This window comes from Mucilaginibacter panaciglaebae (assembly GCF_039539265.1).
GTDB lineage: Bacteria > Bacteroidota > Bacteroidia > Sphingobacteriales > Sphingobacteriaceae > Mucilaginibacter > Mucilaginibacter panaciglaebae.
In genome coordinates this window covers 36,723-59,741 of record NZ_BAABCV010000002.1, presented here as the reverse complement: position 1 = coordinate 59,741, position 23,019 = coordinate 36,723, and the positions used below count along the sequence as shown (strand labels likewise).

At 39.6% G+C, this 23,019-nt stretch carries 19 protein-coding genes; all 19 read right to left on the bottom strand.

Annotation, left to right across the window (positions count from 1 at the left end; translation table 11 throughout):
• Window positions 1-3 precede the first annotated feature (3 nt).
• Window positions 4-1,083, bottom strand: coding sequence for a DegT/DnrJ/EryC1/StrS family aminotransferase (locus ABD772_RS02610; RefSeq protein WP_345100871.1), 1,080 nt, complete (start codon window positions 1,081-1,083; stop codon window positions 4-6).
• A gap of 96 nt (window positions 1,084-1,179) precedes the next feature.
• Window positions 1,180-2,235 carry a GNAT family N-acetyltransferase gene (locus ABD772_RS02605; RefSeq protein ID WP_345100870.1) on the bottom strand — a complete coding sequence of 352 codons (1,056 nt, stop codon included), beginning with the start codon at window positions 2,233-2,235 and terminating at the stop codon, window positions 1,180-1,182.
• A 67-nt stretch (window positions 2,236-2,302) separates the two neighbouring features.
• Window positions 2,303-2,920, bottom strand: a complete 618-nt coding sequence (locus ABD772_RS02600) for a sugar transferase (RefSeq protein ID WP_345100869.1) — start codon at window positions 2,918-2,920, stop codon at window positions 2,303-2,305.
• Between the two features lie 46 nt (window positions 2,921-2,966).
• Window positions 2,967-4,127 (bottom strand): glycosyltransferase family 4 protein, encoded by a 1,161-nt coding sequence (locus ABD772_RS02595; protein WP_345100868.1) that lies wholly within the window; start codon window positions 4,125-4,127, stop codon window positions 2,967-2,969.
• A 39-nt stretch (window positions 4,128-4,166) separates the two neighbouring features.
• Window positions 4,167-5,141, bottom strand: coding sequence for a glycosyltransferase family 2 protein (locus ABD772_RS02590; protein ID WP_345100867.1), 975 nt, complete (start codon window positions 5,139-5,141; stop codon window positions 4,167-4,169).
• 29 nt (window positions 5,142-5,170) lie between these two features.
• Complete coding sequence (locus ABD772_RS02585) at window positions 5,171-6,283, bottom strand: glycosyltransferase family 4 protein (RefSeq protein ID WP_345100866.1); 1,113 nt, start codon at window positions 6,281-6,283, stop codon at window positions 5,171-5,173.
• A 150-nt stretch (window positions 6,284-6,433) separates the two neighbouring features.
• Window positions 6,434-7,633 carry a right-handed parallel beta-helix repeat-containing protein gene (locus tag ABD772_RS02580; protein WP_345100865.1) on the bottom strand — a complete coding sequence of 400 codons (1,200 nt, stop codon included), beginning with the start codon at window positions 7,631-7,633 and terminating at the stop codon, window positions 6,434-6,436.
• Between the two features lie 218 nt (window positions 7,634-7,851).
• Window positions 7,852-8,874 (bottom strand): glycosyltransferase, encoded by a 1,023-nt coding sequence (locus tag ABD772_RS02575; protein ID WP_345100864.1) that lies wholly within the window; start codon window positions 8,872-8,874, stop codon window positions 7,852-7,854.
• 135 nt (window positions 8,875-9,009) lie between these two features.
• Window positions 9,010-10,083, bottom strand: coding sequence for an NAD-dependent epimerase/dehydratase family protein (locus ABD772_RS02570; protein WP_345100863.1), 1,074 nt, complete (start codon window positions 10,081-10,083; stop codon window positions 9,010-9,012).
• A gap of 20 nt (window positions 10,084-10,103) precedes the next feature.
• Entirely contained in the window at window positions 10,104-11,054 is a 951-nt protein-coding gene (locus ABD772_RS02565; RefSeq protein WP_345100862.1) for a glucosamine inositolphosphorylceramide transferase family protein, read from the bottom strand.
• Window positions 11,018-12,844: an asparagine synthase (glutamine-hydrolyzing) gene (gene asnB, locus ABD772_RS02560; RefSeq protein ID WP_345100861.1), complete on the bottom strand. Its 1,827-nt coding sequence runs from the start codon at window positions 12,842-12,844 to the stop codon at window positions 11,018-11,020. The genes ABD772_RS02565 and asnB overlap by 37 nt, the downstream gene beginning before the upstream one ends.
• 17 nt (window positions 12,845-12,861) lie before the next feature.
• Window positions 12,862-13,911 carry a glycosyltransferase gene (locus ABD772_RS02555; RefSeq protein WP_345100860.1) on the bottom strand — a complete coding sequence of 350 codons (1,050 nt, stop codon included), beginning with the start codon at window positions 13,909-13,911 and terminating at the stop codon, window positions 12,862-12,864.
• Window positions 13,908-14,783, bottom strand: a complete 876-nt coding sequence (locus ABD772_RS02550) for an O-antigen ligase family protein (RefSeq protein WP_345100859.1) — start codon at window positions 14,781-14,783, stop codon at window positions 13,908-13,910. Before ABD772_RS02550 ends, ABD772_RS02555 begins: the two co-directional genes overlap by 4 nt.
• A gap of 389 nt (window positions 14,784-15,172) precedes the next feature.
• On the bottom strand, window positions 15,173-16,606 hold the full coding sequence (locus ABD772_RS02545; RefSeq protein ID WP_345100858.1) for a lipopolysaccharide biosynthesis protein: 1,434 nt from the start codon (window positions 16,604-16,606) through the stop codon (window positions 15,173-15,175).
• A gap of 8 nt (window positions 16,607-16,614) precedes the next feature.
• A complete protein-coding gene (locus tag ABD772_RS02540; protein ID WP_345100857.1) occupies window positions 16,615-17,649 on the bottom strand; it encodes an SDR family oxidoreductase in 1,035 nt (344 codons plus the stop codon).
• Between the two features lie 32 nt (window positions 17,650-17,681).
• Window positions 17,682-18,983: a nucleotide sugar dehydrogenase gene (locus ABD772_RS02535; RefSeq protein ID WP_345100856.1), complete on the bottom strand. Its 1,302-nt coding sequence runs from the start codon at window positions 18,981-18,983 to the stop codon at window positions 17,682-17,684.
• 10 nt (window positions 18,984-18,993) lie between these two features.
• Entirely contained in the window at window positions 18,994-19,521 is a 528-nt protein-coding gene (locus ABD772_RS02530; RefSeq protein ID WP_345100855.1) for a UpxY family transcription antiterminator, read from the bottom strand.
• Window positions 19,522-19,832: 311 nt separating this feature from the next.
• On the bottom strand, window positions 19,833-22,100 hold the full coding sequence (locus ABD772_RS02525; protein WP_345100854.1) for a GumC family protein: 2,268 nt from the start codon (window positions 22,098-22,100) through the stop codon (window positions 19,833-19,835).
• A 37-nt stretch (window positions 22,101-22,137) separates the two neighbouring features.
• The gene (locus ABD772_RS02520; protein ID WP_345100853.1) at window positions 22,138-22,938 is read right to left on the bottom strand and encodes a polysaccharide biosynthesis/export family protein; all 801 of its coding nucleotides are present in this window, start codon (window positions 22,936-22,938) and stop codon (window positions 22,138-22,140) included.
• Between the last annotated feature and the right edge of the window lie 81 nt (window positions 22,939-23,019).

Genomic DNA, 23,019 nt, shown 5'->3' with positions numbered 1-23,019 from the left:
TTATTAAATGTCATAAAAGACCTTGATCCGTTTCACAACCCGGCTTAACTCATAATCCGTAAGGTTCGAGCCGGAAGGAAGACATAATCCGTTGTTAAACAATTGCTCGCTTACTCCATTTTCGTACATGGGGTATTTCGAAAACACCGGTTGCATATGCATAGGCTTCCAGACCCGGCGTGCCTCGATATTGTACTTAGTTAAAAACTGCCTCAGCTTTTCGCTATTGATCTCCTGTCCGAACGGCTCAACCTGTATCACGCTTAACCAGCGATTAGAAAAGAAATCTATATCCATTTCTTCCTGAAAGCTTATACCAGGTAAATCAGAAAGCATATGTTTATACTTATCAAAGTTTTTTCTGCGCTGGTATATTCTTAAACTCAATACTTCCATCTGGCCGCGGCCAATTCCTGCACAAATATTACTCATGCGATAATTGTAGCCAACTTCCTCATGTTGATAATAAGGAGCGCTTTCTCTTGCCTGAGAAGCCAGAGATCTTGCCTTTACAATAAAGTCGTCATTGACCGAAACTAAAGCCCCTCCACCCGATGTGGTGATTATTTTGTTTCCGTTAAAAGAAAATATCCCAAACAAACCCAATGTGCCAAGTTTCCGCTTTTTAAAGTTCGATCCCAGCGCTTCGGCGGCATCTTCAATAACCGGTATACCGTACCTGCCTGCAATTTCAAGAATTTCATCCATTCGGGCAGGCATGCCGTAAAGATGTACTACAATAATTGCTTTTGGTAAATTTCCCTTAACAACACGGTCTGCAATTGCAGCTTCTAATAAAGTCGGCGACATGTTCCAGGTTTGATCTTCGCTATCCACAAATACCGGGGTGGCTTTCAGATACATGATCGGATTGGCTGATGCCACGAATGTCAGGCTTTGACAAATGACTTCGTCACCTGCCTTAACATTCAAAAGTATGAGCGCAAGGTGTATGGCTGCCGTTCCCGAGTTTAATGCACCAGCTGATACTTGTCCACCCAGAAATTTTTTGAGATCTTCTTCGAAACCGTTTACGTGCGGACCCACTGGTGCAATCCAATTGGTCTCATATGCGTTTTTCATATAAGACCATTCAGACCCGCCCATATGCGGGGAAGATAATAATATTGTTTTATTCATGACTAAATAGGAATGTCCAGTGACCGTCGTATAGGCGGTTTAGCTTTGAGGTACCAGCTTTTTGCTTGAGGTGCTGCGATATAGTGGAAAGAAATCTGTATTCGGTACTTGATCTAATTGATTGGCTTCTATCAATTCATTATATACCTTAGGGTTATGTATGTAGCGCCAGGTATTAAAATTTAGATGCCAGTCTGAAAAACCTGCTTTCCATGCAAATAGTGAGTCGTTTTTTCCGCCAAACCCGCCGCCAAGGTGCAGGTAACGCATGTTGCGTTTTCGCGCTATCTGGCTTATCTCATCAATGAGCATTTTAGTCGGCGAGTAGCGCAGATATTCTGTGGCCGTAGATAGCAAGTGTACCTGCACGATATCGCGGGTAAAAGAAAAGATCCCGCCCGCAACAGCAACGTCTTCGTAATAAACAAGTAAAAGATAAACAGAAAACTCTTTGGCAGAAAGGAGGTTGTTAAAGTAGGTCTCGTCAAAAAAATATGTTTCAGAGGCATTTACTCTTCGCATATTTTCGTGGTAAATGGGCACAAATGTTTCGACGCCAGATGAGGTTGACTCATTTTTAATATAAAATCCTTTTTCGTGTAAGATTTTAATGGCGCGGCTATGATCTCTGCGATATACCTTGCGTTGCTCATCGATAGGTAAATCGAGGTCAATGGCCACTGTTTGTCCGTTACAATATGAGCCGCCTATTTTATTGATAATCTGATCTTGATTAATGATTGGATGAAGCCTGGAAAATAAACTAACAATTCGTTCATGATCCATGAACTCTAAAAATGCTTCTCTCATATTATCAAGAAAGGCACTATCGCCATCATTAAATGTTCTGTTGGAAATTGGTCCCACGTAGCCATATGCCGACGTAAGATCAAAGTAACACGAATCCTCTATTGCCCTCTTGATTAAGGGGATGGCAACGAAATCTTCGCCGCATTCATAGAGAAACAACAATGGTTCATCGCTATTTTCAATAGCATGATATTGGCAACTGTGATAAAAATCAAAAGCATTTGCCTTACGCAGATAATAATGCCATTGATCACTGTCAATGGGTGTTAAAACAGTGTATTCCATAATGATTGATATTAGGTGAGTAAACAAAAGGAGGAAGGACGATTGTATAACTGTAAATGCCGTTAAGTTAGTTGGCATTTAATGTTCTTTGACGTTCCTCATATAGCATGGGCGACGGATCATCTATCTGCACATCTTTGGCTTGGATGACGTATATTGCTGTTTTTAATGTGATATAGCAATCCAGGAAAAACGAAAGGTTTTTAACGTAATAAATATCAAAAGCCAGTTTGATATCCCAGCTCAGGTTATTGCGGCCGTTAATTTGGGCCCATCCTGTGATACCCGGGCGCAAATGGTGACGAAGCTGTTCAGTTTCAGTATAAAACGGTAAATAAGATTCCATCAAAGGACGAGGCCCGATAAAACTCATGTCGCCTTTAATAATATTGATCAACTGTGGTAATTCATCAAGCGATGTCTTCCTTAAAATGCGGCCAATAGGTGTGATACGAAATCTGTTATCTAGCAGCAAGCCATCCGGTCCGTACAAAGTTTTCATGCTTCTAAACTTGATGAGCCTGAAAACTTTTTTATTTCTGCCCACACGGCATTGAAAAAACAGCGGATTTTCGCCGTTTGTCCATAATACAAGGTAAATCGCGGCCAGCAGCGGAGCTAACGCAAGCAGCGATAAAACAGCAACAGTGATATCTACAAATCGCTTAACAAATCGGGCATACATGATTTTGCCGGTTCGAAAGATGAAGGAAGTGTAATTAAGGGTATAACTAATTGAGCAACTTAGCTAACTGCCTGCGGTATTCGGTAAGCAGTTCATCCATTACATAGGTTTGCTCATACAGTGTTTTAATTTGCCCCCTGCTTTGTGCCGATAGTTTGTTAACTAACCCGCTATCGCTGACAAGTAACATCATCGCGTAGCCCAACGCACCTGTGTTTTTTACCGGAACGATTAAGCCGTTAACCATGTGTTTGATGATCTCGCTACAGCCATTAATATCGGTTGTAATGCATGGTAGATTCATTGCCCCGGCTTGCATAAGCACATTAGGAAAACCCTCTCTGTAAGTTGGAAACACAAACGCTGTCGAGATAGCCAGATAAGGTCTGACATCTTTTTGATAGCCGGGCACAATAATATTATTGTTTGTTAAGATGATATTTTTTGTTGAAGCCTGTAAAGGATCTAAATGATCTTCAAATGGCCCCACCAGCAAGAGTTTGGTAGACGGATAAACCGCATTTACTTTTAGAAAAGCATTAACTAATTCGTTAACACCTTTATCAGACACAATGCGACCTATAAAACAAAATACAAAATCGTTAACCCGGATATTTAATGCAGACCTTATCTCTTTCCTTTTATTTTTATCAAAAAGTTGGGGATTAAAGTAGCTGGTATCTATACCGTTTGAACTTCCTTTACCAATAACTTGTAGTTTATCCTGACTACAGTATTTGTTCTCGGCAATAATTTGCAACAGCCTCTCGGAGTTTGGATAAACTCTGGTAGCGCATGAGTAGGTTATTTTTTCTGTAATATCCAAACAATACCTTAATAAGCCTTTTTTTTCTAATAGTGGCATGCCTGCCACGGTATGCATACGTATGGGGACACCGGCAACTTGAGCTGCTATCATACCCAACAAGCCTGCTTTTGGTGTATGTGTATGGACTATTAAAGGCTTTTCTTTTTTTATAACGCCAACTAAACGCACTAAAGAAAGAAAGTCATGTAAGGGCGTAACTTTTCGCGTCATAGGTATTGCCACAATTTTCACTTTCGTTTCATCTGCTATATCATTCAGCATTTTTCCTGGTGACGATACAGCCACGATGTCAAAATATTTCGAAATAAAACTTAACTGTTCCTTCAATAATATAAATAAGGTAACAGGCACAGTTGTGATGCGCATGAGTTTTTGCATGACAGCAATATTTATGTAGTATGGCGCCTGAAGAAGCGGTTAACGTGAATTATATACTCTTCTGGTAAGTTTGGGCGGTAAAAGGTATAATACAGCTAAGGGAATAAATTTTATATTTCCAAAAATGCTTAGGGATTCTTTATAAGCACGTTTAAGGTATTTAAAAGGTACACGCCAGTTGGCGCATTTGTTAAAATAAGCAGTGTTAGCTAAACATTTCCAATAAACACCGATATGGTTTTTTACAGGGCTGTTATACCGGCCGCTGCGAATGTTGTCTGCAATTTCTTGTAATTTGTTATTTATAGTCGTTTCATCAATACCATCCAGATACATCATTTTTTTTACGTCATTATAACAACGCTGGGCCCGACCCTTCCTGAAATTTGATACCGGAAGCACCCGATAAAAATATAGTAACTCATCTAATACCTTGAATTGGGCATTTTTGCTTAACATCCTGAGCCAGAGTTCGCCATCCTGAGAATAGAAAAATCTTTCATCGTACAAGCCTGCATTGATTAATGCGGTTTTACGGATAAATGCGACACCATGCGAAAATATAGCTTTCTTTTCCAGCAATGTCGATTTTAGATCTGTTATACCTGAATAGTGGTCGGTTAAGCACACAATATCACTATTGATATCTATTGTGTAACAGTTTGCGCCAATCAGATCTATTTCCGGGTGATGTGTTGCATACATCATCTGTACCATCAACCGGTTTAGTGACGAAATATCATCTGCATCCTGGCGCGCTATAAATTCTCCCTGAGCTATCTGTATAGCTTTGTTCAGCGACTTAGGTAAGCCTATATTGACTTCATTTTCTAACAGCACTATGCGCGGGTCGATAGCTGCGTATTTCCTCAATATAGCTGAACTTTCATCAGTTGAGCCATCATTAATGATAATGAATTCAAAATCTTTAAACGTTTGTTCAAGTATTGAATTAATAGCATCGCGTACATAATCGCTGCCATTATAAACAGACATTATTACAGAAACTAGCATATTATAAGTTTGCTCAGAAAGAGTTTAGTTTATATCACCTCTGATGGTAAGAGGTCTTGATATAAAGTTAATTCACGTGCCAGATTCTTTTGCTGGTCGCAATTGGCAATTACCATTTCGCGGGCACGTACGCCCATATGTTTTGCTGCTTTGGGGTTGGTTAGTATTTCGGTGATTGCGGTTGCAATATCTTCTGAGTTTTCTTCAACCAGTACACCGTTGTGATGGTTTATGATACAATCTCTTATGCCATGAACATTGGTGCCGATACACGGTAAACCACACGCCATAGCCTCAAGCAACGATTTTGGGTTGCCCTCGTATTTAGAAAGGAGCACAAATATTCGTGCCTGATTATAAGCTAATGGTAATTTATTGTTGGCTATACGTGGTCTCCAGGTAAGTTTATCTTTTTCTACAAATGTTTTAATCTGCGACTCCAGCGAACCAGATCCTATAATCAGTGCCTTCAGTTTCGTGGATTTAATAATATTAAGCAGCAACTCAATATTTTTTGTAGGTTCTAGTCGTCCAACAAAAATAATGTCGTATTTATGATGAATTGCTATTGGCTTAAATAGTTCTGTATCGATGCCATTGGGGATACATAATACTTTTTCTGCTTGCAACCTGTATTTGTTGATAATAAAGGCAGAAGCCTGGGTAGATGTGACGATGATTTTATCGCATAATTTAAAACTAATTCGCTCTGAAAGCTTGCGCCAGCGGCTCACTGGTTTGAAATGAGAATGGTAGTAGCCCATCCTTATTACTAACGGTATTCTATGTACCAGTTTGATGATCAAGCCTAACCAGGCGGCATCAAACTGGTTGGTTTTTACAAACCGTACCCGGGCAAAAGTGTGCCTGTGAAGCCATGGCGAAACGGTGTGATATATAATGTTTTGTAACCTGAAAGGCCATCGGGAAGGTATCCAGGTGGGCATTGTTAAAACGGTGATATCCTGGAAACCTTTGCAGTATCCAGAATCATAACGTCCATAGCTAAAAATGATAAGCTTTAAATTTGCGGCTGCACACAAACGTTTATAAAGACTTAATTCGCGGGTTAACTGCCCGTTAGCATCCCACTTTTCCAAACTCATGTTTGGCGTCATGATTAAAAGCATTGCATCTTTCATGGCTTAAAGGGAGGCTTGATAAAAAGATACCTTCTGATCTTCTTAAAAGATAGTGCTAAGAGCTTTAAAAGGAGGTAATAATTACCTCCTTTGTATTTTAGTATTGAACTTCTGCTTTCCTGAAAAGAGTCTGTAATTATACAGTGTGCTTCAGAAAGTTATAACATAGTTTGCATCCCGGTTTATGTTGGTCTTATAGGTAAATAGAGCCAGGATACTTGCATTGTTTAATTGGTTGCCGTTAACATCTTGTACCGTCGGTTTTGTAACGGTTAACTTAATTGTTTTTACCAATATGTTGGTTTGAATAGGGGTATTAGTGTTTTGTCTCCAATATGGATTAGTAACTATAATATCTCCTGAGACAGTTTCCGAGCCTACGCGCCGTGTCAACGTTGCTGTTGCTCGAAATGCGTCTGCCGAGCCTTTATCGATGTGATTGATCACCGTCAAACTCATTTTTTTATTCGATCCGCCGAACAGATTTTTCAAGCCTGTTGATATCCCGGTGCCGGTGTTGTATTCTGTACGGGTATTGCTAATGGTAACCTGTTGTAGCTCATCGGTCGAACTGTTGGGCTCTATATCTATACCCGCACAAGGTAATACCCCATTAGTATGCCCAAAATACGACGACTCAACTGTCATGCCGATAACACTTGTTATACTCATGCCATTTCGGCGGTTATAATTACAGTAAGCATTATTGATGCTGATCGCGGAGCTAGACACACCTTTTTTTGGTTCTACAGTTATACCGTCGCCCCAGCAATTGGTTATTGTAGCATTGTTAACCGTTACTTTTGACGAACCATAAATACCAATTCCCATTCCCCATTCTCCTGATGTTCCGAGATGGACATAACGGTCGCCTACTATTACCGGGCTATTCAGTGTTACGTTTGAGGCATTTACTATATCGATAATATTGTAGTTGCCGTTTGAACTTGGTTTGACAATCAGTTTCGAGCCTGCCAAAAACGTTAACGTTTTGTTTGAACCAACGACCAGGCCTTTGTCATTCACCATTATCGGGAATGCCGGAAAAGTGATGTCTGTGTACTTGTTTATAGCATCCTGCAGGTAAGTGGTATAATCTTTTGAACCATCTTTTACATAACCTGCGGGCAAACTTTTTGTTACATCATAACCGGATATTGTACTGGACGTTGTACTTGATGTCTGGGTCTGGCTTAATGCTACCTGGGGTTCATTAGTTGCGATACTGTCGACGGGCGAAATTGATTCTTTACCGCAGCTTGTCAGCAAAATTGGTAAAATGATAAAAATTAATAGTGATGTTTTTAATTGTTGTAGTGGTTTCTTTAAATTTCTCTGTATCTGAATCATATTTTTTGTGTTTATCAGCCATTTAAACGGCCCGATTTTACACAATGTTGCCTGGTTGAAAACATCAACCGATCTACAACCTGATGATTAGATATTATTTATTTATAGTTAAATATTAAATTAAATATCAAATAAAAAAATGCTTTGATTATTAGGATTTTAAACTTATTGTAAATGGAAATTAGGTTATTGAAATAGGTCAAAAAATAACCGGTCATTTAGCCGATTTTTATGGCCAATTGGCGCGTTGTTTGTAGGTGCGCATATATTTCTTTTAAATACAGTTCAGGATTCCTATTGTTTAAATAAATATCAAATAAATTACGGATCCCTTCATTTTTCATGGTCAACACCTGTTTTAAACCGCTAGCAAGCTCTTCTGAATTGTTTGGCTCGATAGTAACAATACCGGGAATCTTTCCGACATCGCCTGCGCAGCGGGTAGATAATACATGATTGTTCAGCGCCATCATTTGCAATAAGACATTTGGAAATCCTTCTTTTGATGAAGATACTACACAAGCTTTAGCATTTTTAAAATAGGGGTATGGGTTTTCTATAAAACCCTTTAAGATCACTCTATCTCTTAGTTTTAGGATTTCGATTTGGTTAAGCAGACTATCTTTTTCAGGGCCGTCACCCAAAATAATGAGTTTTAAATCCGGGAAATCATCTGCTATTTTTTTGAACGCAGTAATCAAAAACTTAAATCCTTTTAGCGGTATCAATCTGCCTGCCGCGCAGATATATTTAGAATTTGCGCAATCGCAGGCGTTGTCCCCTTTATCGTAAATCGTTTTTAAATCAATGGGGTTAGGCAACACAACTATCTTTTCGGCAGCAATAAAAGGGTTGTGCTGCACAAACTGCTCACGCATCAGGTCTGTTTGGCAAATTACAAGATCGGCAGCTGTATAGCCGGCTCGATAGGCTAATTCATAAGTGATTTTTTTAAGACCACGGTAAATTAAGAATGTAGATGTCGACTCCCTTACTACCAGGGGCGATTTTAAATAACCTATGCGTTTTAATAAACCCAGCCAACCGTTAATGTAAACTGTAGAACTCATTAATAAACAATCTCTGCGATATTTCAATAGCGTCCCGACAAGCAGCAATGCCCCCCAAAATCGAGATTTTTCTGTTAAGATATGAATTTGTGATACCCTGCTTGGCAGAAGCATACTGCCCGTAGCGCGTTGAAGGCAAATCATGCTTCCCGCTGAATAGTCAGCTAACATTTTCAAGCATTGCTCGGCACCGCCCACACCATTTGTTGGCAAAACAAAAACAGATTGCCGATACCTTTCAAAGATCATAGCAGTAAATATTGGTTGTGGCTGGCGGGGATACCAGACGCATTATTGTTGGCGCCTTTATAAAATGTTTAGTTGGGCAGGGCTTAATGCGTGGTACGAAAGGTACCAGGACACAAATTTTTTCACCCCTTCGTTAATGGTATACAATGGTTCATAGCCTACCGCATTTTTTAATTCATTGATATCAGCCCAGGTTTCCAGCACATCTCCTGATTGCAATGGCATAAATTTCTTTATTGCTTTGATATTCAGGCATTTTTCAATTTCAGCGATAAAGTCAAGTAACTTTACCGGCTGGCCTTTTCCAATATTGTAAATCACCGCAAGAGGTTCAAGGATGTCAGGTTTTAAATATTCCTCAGCATCTGCTTCGTTTGCTTTTTTCGGATCTATAATTTTGATAATGCCATTTATGATATCGTCTATATAGGTAAAGTCGCGCTTCATGTTGCCGTTGTTAAACACATTGATCGGGCGACCTTCAATAATAGATTTTGTGAATTCAAACAATGCCATGTCTGGCCTTCCCCAAGGCCCATATACGGTAAAAAAACGGAGGCCCGTAGTCCGAAGCCCATGCAGATGCGAATAGCTATGAGCCATTAGCTCGTTACATTTTTTTGTTGCCGCGTACAGCGAAGCCGGTTTATCGGTGCGCTGGTTAGTTGCAAAAGGCATTTGGTAATTGAGGCCGTACACGCTCGACGAACTTGCATAAACCAAGTGTTTTACCTTATATTGAGTGCAGCATTCAAGTATAGCCAGGAAACCTTTTACATTGCTGTCGATATAAACAAAGGGGTTTTTTAGACTATACCTTACACCTGCCTGGGCAGCCAAATGGCACACGACATCGAATTTTTGCATTTTGAAAACATCGCCGACATTATATACATCGGTTACATCTAAACGATAAAATTGAAAGTTATCAAACTTATCGCTCACTATACATTTATTGCCGGTAATGTGATCGCTGGAAATTCCCAATTCAGACAGCCGGCTGTATTTTAAATTCACATCGTAATAATCATTTAAATTGTCTAGGCCAATAACTTCGTCGCCGCGGTTCAGCAAATGCCTGGCAAGGTGAAAGCCAATGAACCCGGCGCATCCGGTCACTAAAATTTTCATATATCGAAACGTTTAAGAAATTAATTTTTAAATAATCGGTTGGAGTAGTATCGACATCGCTTTAAAAGCTTAGCCAATGGCATAAAGGGCGAAAAAATAGCTCGTTTGCCGTCAAATACAATAAGGTTGTCGGCAAAACTTATATTATGTACTCCGCGGTTATATGGTTTTTTTGGGCGTATCTCAAATATGGGCTTAGTACTATAAGATTTAGTGGTAAGGCTATCAATTCTATTAATTATAACAGAGTAACCATAGCGCACTTTCGTATTCTGGGTCGGGCGATACAATTTGCCGTTTGACATAAAAACACTGCCAGCACCGCGGCCGCCTGTTTCGTCGGCAGGCAAGGGGTTTAGTTTGTGGGCTTTATAAGGCCCTGCGAGCTTGCTCGAATAATAAATGTAATTATTTTGAGGTTGCCCTTTAACCGATGTAACCAACCAATATCTGTCCTGGTATTTAAATATTGAAGTGTCTATAAATTCCTGGCCCTCAATTAATACAGCACATGGGCTAACCTCGGTAAAGTGATCGTTGGTAAATTTATAAAGCCTGACTTCCTTAAGCGATGAAGTTTCAGGAATACAGTAAACATCGTTTCCCTCCTGAAATATATAAGGATATGACATATGGCCGCAGGTACTTAGCCCACTGACGTTCTTTTTTGTTGTGAACGAGAGATCTTGAATAACATTAATCTTCCCGTTGCTGAATGTCTTACGGAGATCCTCATAAAATATGTAGATTTTCGCATTCTTTACTAATACAAACGGATCTGCTGCATAAAGTGACGTATCTTCTTTTAACCAATTGATATTTTGAAGAGCCTCCAGACTGATAAAGTCTTCGGTTGATTGAAATACATAACCTATATTCCATTTGTCGGCAAAAAAAAGACGCGAAAGAATAGGAGTGAACATGTTTTTTAAATTTATGCTGCCAATTGTTCTGCCTGCTTTTGCTGCCATTGGGTTATTACAAGCAGGCTCCATATTAATTGTGATCTATTCCACACCCCTTTCATGTGCTGGCTGATCATTTTATTGGCAACAGGTACGTTAAGACCAGCAATGTTTTTAAGAGCTTCATTATTTAAAGTATCAAGAACCATATCTTTAAGTTCTGCACGGAACCAGGAAGCTAACGGAACCGAAAACCCTTGTTTAGGCCTGTTAAATAATTCAGAAGGGAGATATTGAAACAGTATATCTTTCAATATGCGCTTTTGATTGCGTCCCTGCATTTTGTATTCGGTAGGAAGGCTCCGGGCAAGCTCCACCACGCGATAATCAAGTAAAGGAGCTCTTGACTCTACAGCATATGCCATAGAGCAACGGTCCACCTTGGTGTTGATGTCTTCGTTCAAATAGGTTTTAAGATCATAATCAGAAAGCCTTTCCATCAAGGGTTTATAACTGTTATATAGAATGCCCTCATTAGCGTCTACAAAGTCTTTGGTCGTCGGGTTCAGAAAGCTGTGATCTAACCCGCCGTTTAACATCTGGTAAAGTGCAGGTATATCGGCTTGCATCAAACCCATAGCTATTAGCTGATGACGGTAATTTGAAGAAAGTTTTATCAGTCTTGATGCGTTCTTCCTCGCAAAAAGGGGAAAATGATAAGCATATGCTAACACCTTCATCCAATGATAACGGTTGTATCCGAGAAAATTCTCGTCGCCACCGTCTCCGCTTAATGCTACAGTCACATACTTTTTAACGTGTTGCGCTAACAGCAAACCGGGTATAGCGCTCACATCGGCAAAAGGTTCGTCAAAATAATGATGATAGTTTTCAATTACCTTAAAAGCGTCGGCATACGTACAATTAATGATATGGTGATGAGTACCCAGGTGGGTGGCAATCTTTTTGGAATATTGGCTTTCGTCATACCCTAGTTCAGAAAAACGTACATTAAACGTTTTGATATTAGCATGCCTTGCAGAAGCCAGTGCGGTAATGAGCGACGAATCAACACCTGACGATAAGAATATCCCGATTGGCACATCCGCATTTAACCTGATATCGATCGCATCGCTTAACAAAATCCTGGTTTGTTCCAGAGCCTCGGCGTAAGTGCCGGTAAACTTATTTTTCCATTCAAAATCTATATTCCAATACTTGCTGGTTTTAAGTTGTTTGCTGTCTATATGATAATTGAAGCAAGTGCCCGCCTGCAGTTTTTTTATCTCTTTATAAATACACAAGGGTTCGGGGATATAACTGTAACGCAAAAACGCATTGACAGCTTGATCATCTATTGTTAAGTCATTAAACATCGCAATAGCAGATGGCTGACTCGCAAATTCAATCCCTCGCGGACCTTCGATATAATAAAAGGGCTTTTTGCCAAGACGGTCTCTTGCTCCAAAGAGCATACGCCTTTTATTATCATAGATAACAAAAGCAAACATGCCGTTAAAATGCTGAACGCATTGTTCGCCATAGTCGAGATAGGCGGCACAAATTACCTCTGTATCTGAGTTTGTACGAAAATCGTAGCCTTTCTTTGACAATGTTTGGCGTAGTTGTTTATAATTATATATTTCGCCATTAAATACAATAGTGAGGTGCTCATATTGCATGGGTTGATTTGAACGTTGATCGAGATCGATAATCGATAAACGGTTATGTCCCAGGATGACATCCTGATTTGCTATGTAATCTGAATAGTCAGGGCCCCTGAACCTCAATCTTTTTAGTTTTTCAATAACGGCGCAGTCGTTATATTGAATGGTAGATCCGTAAATGCCGCACATTACCTGATAAGAATTAACTAATTAATAAGTGATTCGTATTGCCTGCTGATACGATTTACTGAAAACCTGTTCAATATATCGTTACTGATACCGGCACCATCCCAGTTGCGGTTACAAGCAAGTATCAAATAATTCCGGAAGGCATTGAGGTCGTCCTGTTCTGCAATAAAACCATTGAAGCCTGGTTTAATGATCTCCTCTATACCGCCAACCCTAAAGGTTACCACCGGTACACCTACAGCTAAAGATTCAAGGACCACGTTTGGGAAACCTTCTGTATAAGAGGTAAGAACAAATACATTGTTTTGCGCTATTACCTCGCTTACATTATTAATAGTGCCCAACATTTTTATCCTTTTTTTGAGGCCCAACACCTCAATTTGATTTGCGATATCTTGTTTCAACTCGCCGTCGCCGGCTATGGTTAACGTAAAGGCTTGGGGCAAATTGAATAATATGTTTAACAACCTGATATGTCCTTTTTCGGCAGACAGCCGGGCAACAATAACCAGTTTGTTGCCCGGCGCGGCCTTTTGGTTTATAACGGGCGTTATAACGGGGTTGGCAATCACGATTAGCTTTTTTGCCGGAATGGTAAAATCATTGAGGAACGAATTTTTCATTTCAACAGACTGGCAGATGACAATGTCGAACCGTTTGTAGCAGATACCTACAAACAATCCCCAAAATTTTGTTTTGAATCCACCAAAATCTACTATTTGCCGGTATATATTTGATTCACGGCCAATAAGCCAGCGAACCTTTACAAATACAGAAACCAGGGCTACCAGAATATTGATGTGTGCTGCTGTCGAAAATATTGCGTACGGACGTTCATTTCTAATTAACTTCCATAAGGCGAAAAATGAACGAGAGGCATTTAATGTCTTTAAGTCGACGATAGTTACATCTTTAAGATTTTTTTGAAGGGAATCATTTCTTGAATTCAGAATAACCAGGCTTACTTCATACTTTGATTTATCGAAGTTTTGTGCCAACAACCAAAATACCTTTTCAGAGCCCCCAACACCCAAAGAGCTCAACAAGAAAAATACCTTTTTTTTCATTGCAAACTGGGCATTCCGACTAAGTGCTCTACTGGTTTATCAGTTACCCGAGGCAACATCTTGTTGTAATATAAAATTCCGAGATACAGAAAAACCGTAGGTCCGTTTGCATTCACTAACCATGCATTATGAAAGAGTGAATTAATGGAAATGGTTAACAACGAAAAGCACAGCGCCGTCAAAATAGCAAAATTCGATGCCCTTATTCTTTCTACCGAGTTTTTGAATATTTTAATAACTGGATAATAGATTAATCCCAGTAGCAATAAACTCGCTATCGGTCCCAGATATGTAAAAAACATTAAGTAGGCATTATGAGAAGTTAGTCCTCCGCTAAATACCGGATTATCCACCGTTACATCTTTCCATTGCCTGCCATAAAAAATAAGCCCAAACGGATACCGGGAATAAATTTTCAGATCCTCCACTACCAAATCCGACCGGTTTTCTCCGTTACTGGTGTTTTCTATATTTTTTGCAAGTATATTGTTTCCTGTCCCAGAACCGGGTTTCAGCACCATAAAGAAAAATAGCAAGCTTAAAACTATAGCGCCGACCAAAACCGGTACAGCCTTTTTTCTAAAATAAACCACGCAAAAAATCACAGTGCTAATTGAATAGGCAATGAATACCGAGCGCTGCATGCCATAGTAAACAGCAATCAGTCCTGCCAAAAATACTATTACTGGTAATGCGTAATTTTTACTTTTAATTGTTGCATAAACAAAACAAAAGCCCAACAAAGCGGCTAGTTGGTACCCAAACGTAAATATTACAGTGCTTATACCTGATGGGCTTTGATTTATATCAGCGCCAATAAGTTTTGAACGAAGAGCATTAATAGTATCGGTGTCATGATGGTCGGCAAACATAACCAGGGTTGACACGGTGAGCAAGCTGTAAAAGACAAATACCGAAAAGTTGAAACGCTTTCTGCTCCGCCCCACAAAAAAATTGAAATAAGCTGCACACATCACAAACACAATGATATTTACGGTGAATGCTTTAAACTCATTTTGGCCGATAAAATAGTAGGTAAAACATGCTATAATAAAAACTAACGTTTCGCGACCCAGCAAAAAATCCTTCATGCTCCTGTCGAAAAACAGAATAATTAGGGGTACCCCAATTAACAATGGCGCCGGTATCTTTGTAAAGTAGTTGTTTAAAAATACGTCAAATACCAGGCAGTATAAGTAAAGCAATGCTAAAGCAGCTGCAAATAATGTTTTGAACATGGTTTAATGACTATAGAGATCAATTAAGCTACGGGTCTGAGCTTTTTAGAAACGATAAGGTATAACCATCGTTGTTCTTGTAATTTAAGCAGGTATCCCAGTAAAAAATAAACTGAAAATCCGACAACTGTGCTAATAAGCAAGGCTGCATAGCTGTTATCAATCAGCCGCATAATGATAAACATAGCCACTGCCATAACACCACCGTTAATCAAGAAAATCAACAGGTTTTTATAGTTACCTAAACTTAGATTGTTGAATAACTGGTTGATCATAAAAGAAATAACTGAATTAATTACGACACCATAAACCAGTGCTGTCAAACCGAATTGGCAAAAGATGACAATATTGACGATTATGATAAGCTTTTTAAACAATTCAAGTTTAAATATGAGTTTTGTACGGCCCTGTACCTTAAGTATACTTCCGTTAATGGTCTCCAATATCAAAAAAATACCACTGAAGCTTAAGATACGAAGCAGTTGCGCAGAGAATAGCCATTTTTGCCCGAGCAATATTAGAACGATTGATCTGGATAACAAGGATATAGAGACAGTTAATGGTATTACTACAAAAACGAGCAGCTTTATAAGCTTTTGATAGTTACCAGCTAATTCTTTAATGTCAGATTGATATTTCACCAAAATGGGATAAGTCACGGAATCAACTACCGACGAGATAGAAAGTACCGGTACCTCGTAAAGTCGCTTTGCCTGATAAAAATAACCGGAAGAAGAAACAGAAAAGAACTTACCAATTATGGGCTGATAAATATTGGCAAATACAAGGTTTACAATGGATGTGAAAAACAACCCTGCACCGAAAGCGTACATTTCAAGGAATGAGCTTTTTGAAAACTGAAACCGGGGCATCCAGTTACAGTAAAGCCACAGCAAACAAACGTTTACCATTGATTGGCACAATTGAAGGATAATCAATGACCATATACCCAAACCTTTCCATGCACAGAATATAGCAACAGCAGTAGAAAAAAATGATGCAAAAAGCGACGAACGGGTAACGTACTTAAACTTTAAATTTTTAATAAGCAGTACCTTTTGGATAAGAGCAAATGAGTTGATGACGATAGTAATGCTTAGCAGGCGTAAAAGAATGACAATAAGCGGTTCCTGATAAAATTGGGCTACAACAGGCGCAAGCATATACAGGCCGACGTAAAATATTAATGCAACTCCTACATTGAACAAAAAAAAAGTACTACAATCTATATCACTTAAACTCTGTTTCCGTATGAGGCCTCCTCCCATGCCGCTGTCGACAAAGGCACTGGAGATATTCATGAAAATATATAGTATGCTAATCAAACCAAAATCTCTCGGACTAAGCAGTCTGGCAAGTATGATGGTATTTGCAAGCAGTATAATTTGGGAGCCAAACCGGTCAAGTAATGCCCATTTAACTGCGCTTATACCTTCTAGCTTTTGCGATAAGTCCATAATCAGTTTTATTCCTGCATCTTACTTTTCAAGGCCTCATTAACGTACCAGTCAATAGCATCTTTCAAACCGTCTTTAACGGGGTAACGCGGTTTGTAATCCAATAATTTTTCAGCTTTGGTAATACATGCAAGCGAATGCTTCACATCTCCTATACGCGATGGTCCATATTTTATGCTAATGGGAGTTATATATGGATCTGCCTCTTTAAGATACTCTATCAAATAAGATATCAGTTCATTTAATGAGGTTTGCTCGCCATAGGCTGTATTATACACCTGATTAAGCGCCTGTCGATTTTGAGTAAACATTGCTTTGATGTTCATTTGTACCACGTTATCGATATAAGTAAAGTCGCGGGAATGAGTACCATCGCCGTTGATTACAGGACTTTCACGATCCAATAACTGTTTTACAAATTTGGGTATAACGGCTGCATAAGCACCGTTGGGGGCCTGCCGCTTTCCAAAAACATTAAAATATCTTAATCCAATGGTGTCCAGGTTATATATCCGGGCATATACGCTTGCGTATAGTTCATTAACATATTTGGTGACAGCATAAGGTGAAAGTGGCTTGCCAATAATATCCTCATATTTAGGTAGGGCGGGGCTGTCGCCATAAGTGGATGAAGAGGCAGCGTATACCACACGTTTAACTTTGTTTCTTACGCTAGCTTGCAACATATTCAAAAAACCGGAAATGTTTACTGCATTTGTGGTAAGCGGATCATTGATAGAACGGGGCACAGAACCTAAAGCAGCTTCATGAAAAACAAAATCAATTCCCTTAACAGCCTCATGGCAAGTGCTAAAATCGCGGATATCTCCCTTAATTAACTCAAATGCACTATGCGCCGTAAAAGATTCGATATTATGCCGAAAGCCTGTAGAAAAATTGTCAAGTACGCGCACTTTCCCGGCGTTATATTTTAATAAATATTCAACAAGGTTTGAGCCGATAAAGCCTGCACCGCCGGTAACTAAAAATGAATAGGTAGAAAGATCCTCTTCGCCATGATATGGCAATAAATAATTGGTCATAACAATAAGTATATGGTTAGTTAATATTAAGACTATAAGCGTGCACTTACCATCTCGTCAGGTAGTACTGATTTAAGGTCGTAAACGACGGTGTTATCTTTTAACATGGGGGTTAAATCGATATTATTAAAAGTGTTGTGAGCAACAGCTAATACAATGGCGTCGTATTTTTTATGTTTAGATTCTCCATTCTGGCATATTACGCCGTACTCATGCTTCACCCGTTCAGCGCTGGCCCAAGGGTCATAAATCACGATGTCTGCTCTAAAAAATTGGAGTCGGCGAACAATATCTATGACTTTTGTATTTCGTATGTCAGGGCAATTTTCTTTGAAAGTAAAACCGAGAATTAAAATTGAACTGCCAATTACCTGGATACCTTTCATCATCATCAGTTTTACCAATTCATCTGCAACGTAACTTCCCATTCCATCATTCAGCCTGCGGCCGGCCAAAATTATTTCAGGGTGATAGCCAGCTTCCTGAGCTTTTTGCGCGAGGTAATAAGGGTCGACACCGATACAATGGCCGCCGACCAAGCCCGGTTGAAATTTCAAAAAGTTCCATTTTGTTCCGGCTGCGGCTAAAACGTCGCGTGTGCTTATTCCAAGTCTGTTAAATATCTTTGCAAGCTCATTTATAAACGCTATATTAATATCCCGTTGCGCATTCTCGATTACTTTTGCAGCCTCAGCTACCATAATCGAAGGCGCTCTGTGTGTGCCGGCAGTAATAATTGATTTATAAAGCGTATCAACAATTTCTGCCGTTTCTGGTGTAGAGCCTGAAGTAACCTTTTTTATTTTGGCCACCGTATGCTCTTTGTCGCCGGGGTTTATTCTCTCAGGAGAGTAGCCCACAAAAAAGTCTTCGTTAAATTTTAAGCCTGAATGTTTTTCCAATACCGGCACGCACTCTGTTTCGGTAACGCCCGGATAAACCGTCGATTCGTAGATCACGATATCATTCGTTTTTAGCATTTTTCCCACCATCCCGCTTGCTTTATATAGCGGAGTAAGGTCGGGCCGATTGTTTTTATCTACAGGAGTTGGTACGGTTATAATAAAAATACTGCAATTCCTGGCGGCCTCCATCTGCGAGGTACAATAAAGCCCTGTATCGGTAGTGCAGTCAGTGGTTATAACGGATTTGAGTTGATCTTCGCTTACTTCCGAAGTATGGTCAATGTATCTGATAAGCTCGTTTACACGGTCTGCATTAATATCGAAACCGAATACTTTATACTGACCTGCAAATTCTACAGCAAGGGGTAGGCCAACGTATCCAAGTCCGATAACGGCAATTTTAGGTTTGGTAATTGTTGCGTGGTTCATGTTTTTTTGATTATGCAGTTACGATATTACTTACCGGTACTTTGGCGATAAGAAGGCAACCCAGGTTATCTAGTACCATCAGCAGATGCTTGCCTTGTATCTCAAGAACATCTCCCTGATGATTGGCGAAAGCGCCTTTTTTGATTTTTACGCGGTCGCCCACCGATAAATCATTGATGCTGACAATCTGTAGGTCCTCGCATTTGCTGGTATAATGGCGGATATCTTCTATGACCGTTTCGGCTATAGTAGCAGGTTTCCCTTGGAAGTATACAAAATTCAATACTCCCAAAGTTTGCCGTACTATAGCCTGTTGTTTAATATTCACATTTACAAAAATGTAGGAGCTGAAAAGCGGAATCTCAACCATTTTCTCCCGGTCAGACCATTCGCGCCTAACCTTGGTAAGCGGGCAATAGGATTCAATGCCCTGGGCTTGTAATAAATAGTCTACCTTTTTTTCCCAACGCGGGCGGGTGTAAATAACCATCCAGTGTTTTTCTAATTTTTTTGGATGTGATGTGTGAACTAGTTGCATATGGCAAGAATTAAGTTTGCTAAGTGATATGATAATTTGCACTTTAAGGAGGGTAGATACAGCTTCGCTATCTCAGTCCCAAAGGAAAGCAAGGTTTTTGAAGTGATTTTGAAAAATCGGCTTGTCAGTTTTATAGAAACTTATAGCACGAATGGTGTAATAGTTAGTTGATGTTCGTTATGAACAGTCGTAGCGCCTTACAGGCATTTTGTTAAACCGCAATATTTTTTCAGAACTATATTGGTGGTATCAATAAACTTGCTTAACAGCAAGCATATTCAGTGCTTATTGAGCGCTGATAAGTGTATATTTTAAGTTGACAAATTATAGTTGTATTTAGCTGTAACGTAGCCGTATTCTTTTAAATTCTCAGGTTTAGCATCGTTAAGGACGATCACCGGATCGGCCAGTTTACCATTTTGAAATATTTTGGCGATGGTTCTAAGTTTATCTTTGCCGGTAAAATTGTACCTAACAAGATAGATGGTTAAATCTGTATAAGGCCTTAGATAGAATGCATCTGCCACCAACCCCACCGGCGAGGTGTCAATGATCACATAGTCGAACACGGTTTTCAGCGTGGTAATCAAATGATTGATGCGGGGTTTAGAAAATTGTTCCGCCGGATCCTTACAAGCTTTGCCTTTACCGACCACCCATACATTTGGCGAAATTTTCGAGGATTGCAGTATATCTTCAATCGTCATATCATTATCATCCAGATAATCGTTGATGCCTGCCGGATTGCCCAGATTTAACTTATTCAACAGATCTGGTTTTCGCAGATCAAATTCTAATACTACTACTTTTTTATTGGCCCTGGCTAATGTCAATGCCAGGTTAATACTCATAAAGGTTTTACCTTCGGCCTGGATAGTCGAAGTGATCATGATAGCGCGATGGCCAGTCCCATTCATATCATACAGATTTGAGCGTATGTATCTGAATAATTCAATAGCAATTGAACTGTTTTGACCATCTATAACGGGGGTTCTGTGATTTTTTTCGCGAATCAATTCGCCAAGTATTCTATGGTTCGGAATAACATTTAGCTCACTCGCATTTTTGATCTTTGTAGTTAACGCCGCTTTGCCTTCAACAAAACTAACGGGTACAGCAAGCGCAATGATAAAGGCGTACAGGTATATAAGCGGTTTCTGTGGGCTTTTAGGTTCCGGATCAAAGTTTGCAGATTCTACAGTCCGCGCATCAGGAGCGGCAGCTGTCATTGATAAGCCTGCTTCTTCACGTTTTTGTGTCAGGTAGTTAAATAAATTTTCTTTGACAGCAGTTTCCCTATTGCGCTCCAATAGTCCACGTTCTACAACAGGAGCGGTCCTGATTCTATTGTCGAACCTTCGCGCTGTAGCCATGAGATTGTTTTTTGACAACTGCAGGCTCTTTCTTACATTTTCTAAATTTTCTTGCAGGTTTTGCCTTAACGACCTTATCTGGTCTTTGATGTTGGCAACCACCGGGTTTCCGGGTGTGTTGTTGTGCAGTAATCTTTGATACTCTTGCTGCAGGTCATTGAACTTGGCTGTTAACGCAACGAGAGTTGGGTCCTGGATACCGAGGCTGCTTGGTACCAATGAAAATTCATTATCAGATTTATTAATGTAGGTTTGCAATGCCTCAACAATGTTTAACTGCATTTCAATCTTAAGCAGGTCAGATTTATAATCCTCTCCGCGTAAAAGATCCGCCTGGGTATTACTATTAAGGTCAGTAACCATATTGAACTGTTTATACTGCTGAACATTTTTTTCGACATCGGTAAGATCGCTCCCCAGGTATTTTAGTCGGCCATCTATAAATTCGATAGACGCCTGGGCAAGTTTCTTCATATTGTCAACGTTTTGAGCGTTGTACAAGACAACAAGTTTGGTTAAAATATCCATGCCTCTTTGCGGTACCTGGTCTGTTAAGCTCAGTACAATGGTATTTCCGTCTTTTACTACCTGGTTGATCTGCAGTTTGCCATTACTATAAGCATCAATAAAAGCTTTCTCATTTACAAACTCGATGGCTATTTTTTTATGACCGGTTTGAAAGCCAGGGCCTTTATCAACTTTAATATTGTAATCTGGCGTACGGATTATCTGCCCAAATTTGTAGGTTGTTGGCTTAGTTGCTGAAACTGTTTTGATGCTAAAGATACTATCGTTGATGATTGTTATGGTTTTACGCTCTGCGAACGCCCGTACACCGAGGTGATATATAGTAACCTTTACCGGTAACCGGTCGCCATATAGTTCTCTTTCGCCAAAATACAGGGTATCATAGAGGTAGCGGGTTTTCAGGGGAAGGCTCTGAAATACTTGGTGAAGCAAATCTTTAGAGCGCAGTATCTGTATTTCATTATCAACACTTTTTGTGGTATGGAACATGTTAAGGTCGCTGAAAGCTGTTTCCTTTAAAACGCCGTCACCCCGTTTATCATCTTCTACTAAAAGCGTGGTAGTGACATTGTAGGTTGGTGTAACATGCAATATATATATAAATGCCAGCCCCATGAAAAGTGCTATACTGCTAAGAAACAGCAGCCAATATTTAGTATATTTCTTGATAGTTTCCATTTGAATGATATTTTATAAGATAATTGATAGCTATCTGTTATTTTCTAAAGGCAAGCCCGACAATTACGGCGACCACCGTCATAAATGAGCCAATGATAGGGATGTACCGGTTATCCTGGTCAGTTTGCTGCACTTTAGATTTATCAGGCTCGACATAAATAATATCATTTTGTTTTAGGTAGTAGTATGGAGAGGTAAATAGTTCATTGCTGTTTAAATTTATACGCCCTGTGGTTCTGACGCCACTAACTTCGCGCACAATCAAAACATTATTTCTTTTTGCAAATGGTGTTAAGTCGCCGGCATAACCAAGTGCGCCAAGTAACGTAACATTTTCATCGGCAACTGTGAACGTGCCGGGGCGGGTCACTTCGCCGATAACGGTTACTTTAAAGTTTAAAAAGTCTATATTGACGATTGGGTTTTTGGTATACGCGCTTAGTTTCCGGGCCATTACTTCTTCAGCCTCTGAAATAGTGAGACCGCCTACTTCAACCTCGCCCAAAACCGGAAAACTGATGTCTCCATCTTTTCCAACGCGGTAGCCCATTTTTATGAGTTGCGGTGTTGTCGTATTAAAGACATCAACATTAATTACGTTGTTGAAAATAGCGTTTGATTCAATGCTAAGTGTAGTTACACGAATGTTCAGCAAATCTTTTGGTTCGATTTTAGGCTCACTTTCCTGTATCATCTTACTTACATTAACCGACATGTTGGTTTTTTGACCTTGCTGATCGCTGAAGTACACCAGATTCCTTTTTTGGCTGCAAGCGTTAAAGAAAACGGTAATAAGAATTAACCAGACAGGTTTGATTTGATTTAGGTGCTTTCTCATTTTAGGTTATATAAATTAGGACGTTGTAATAAGTTGTGTTTGTAAATCTGAAGTAAACCTATAAAGAAAAAAGCCGCACTG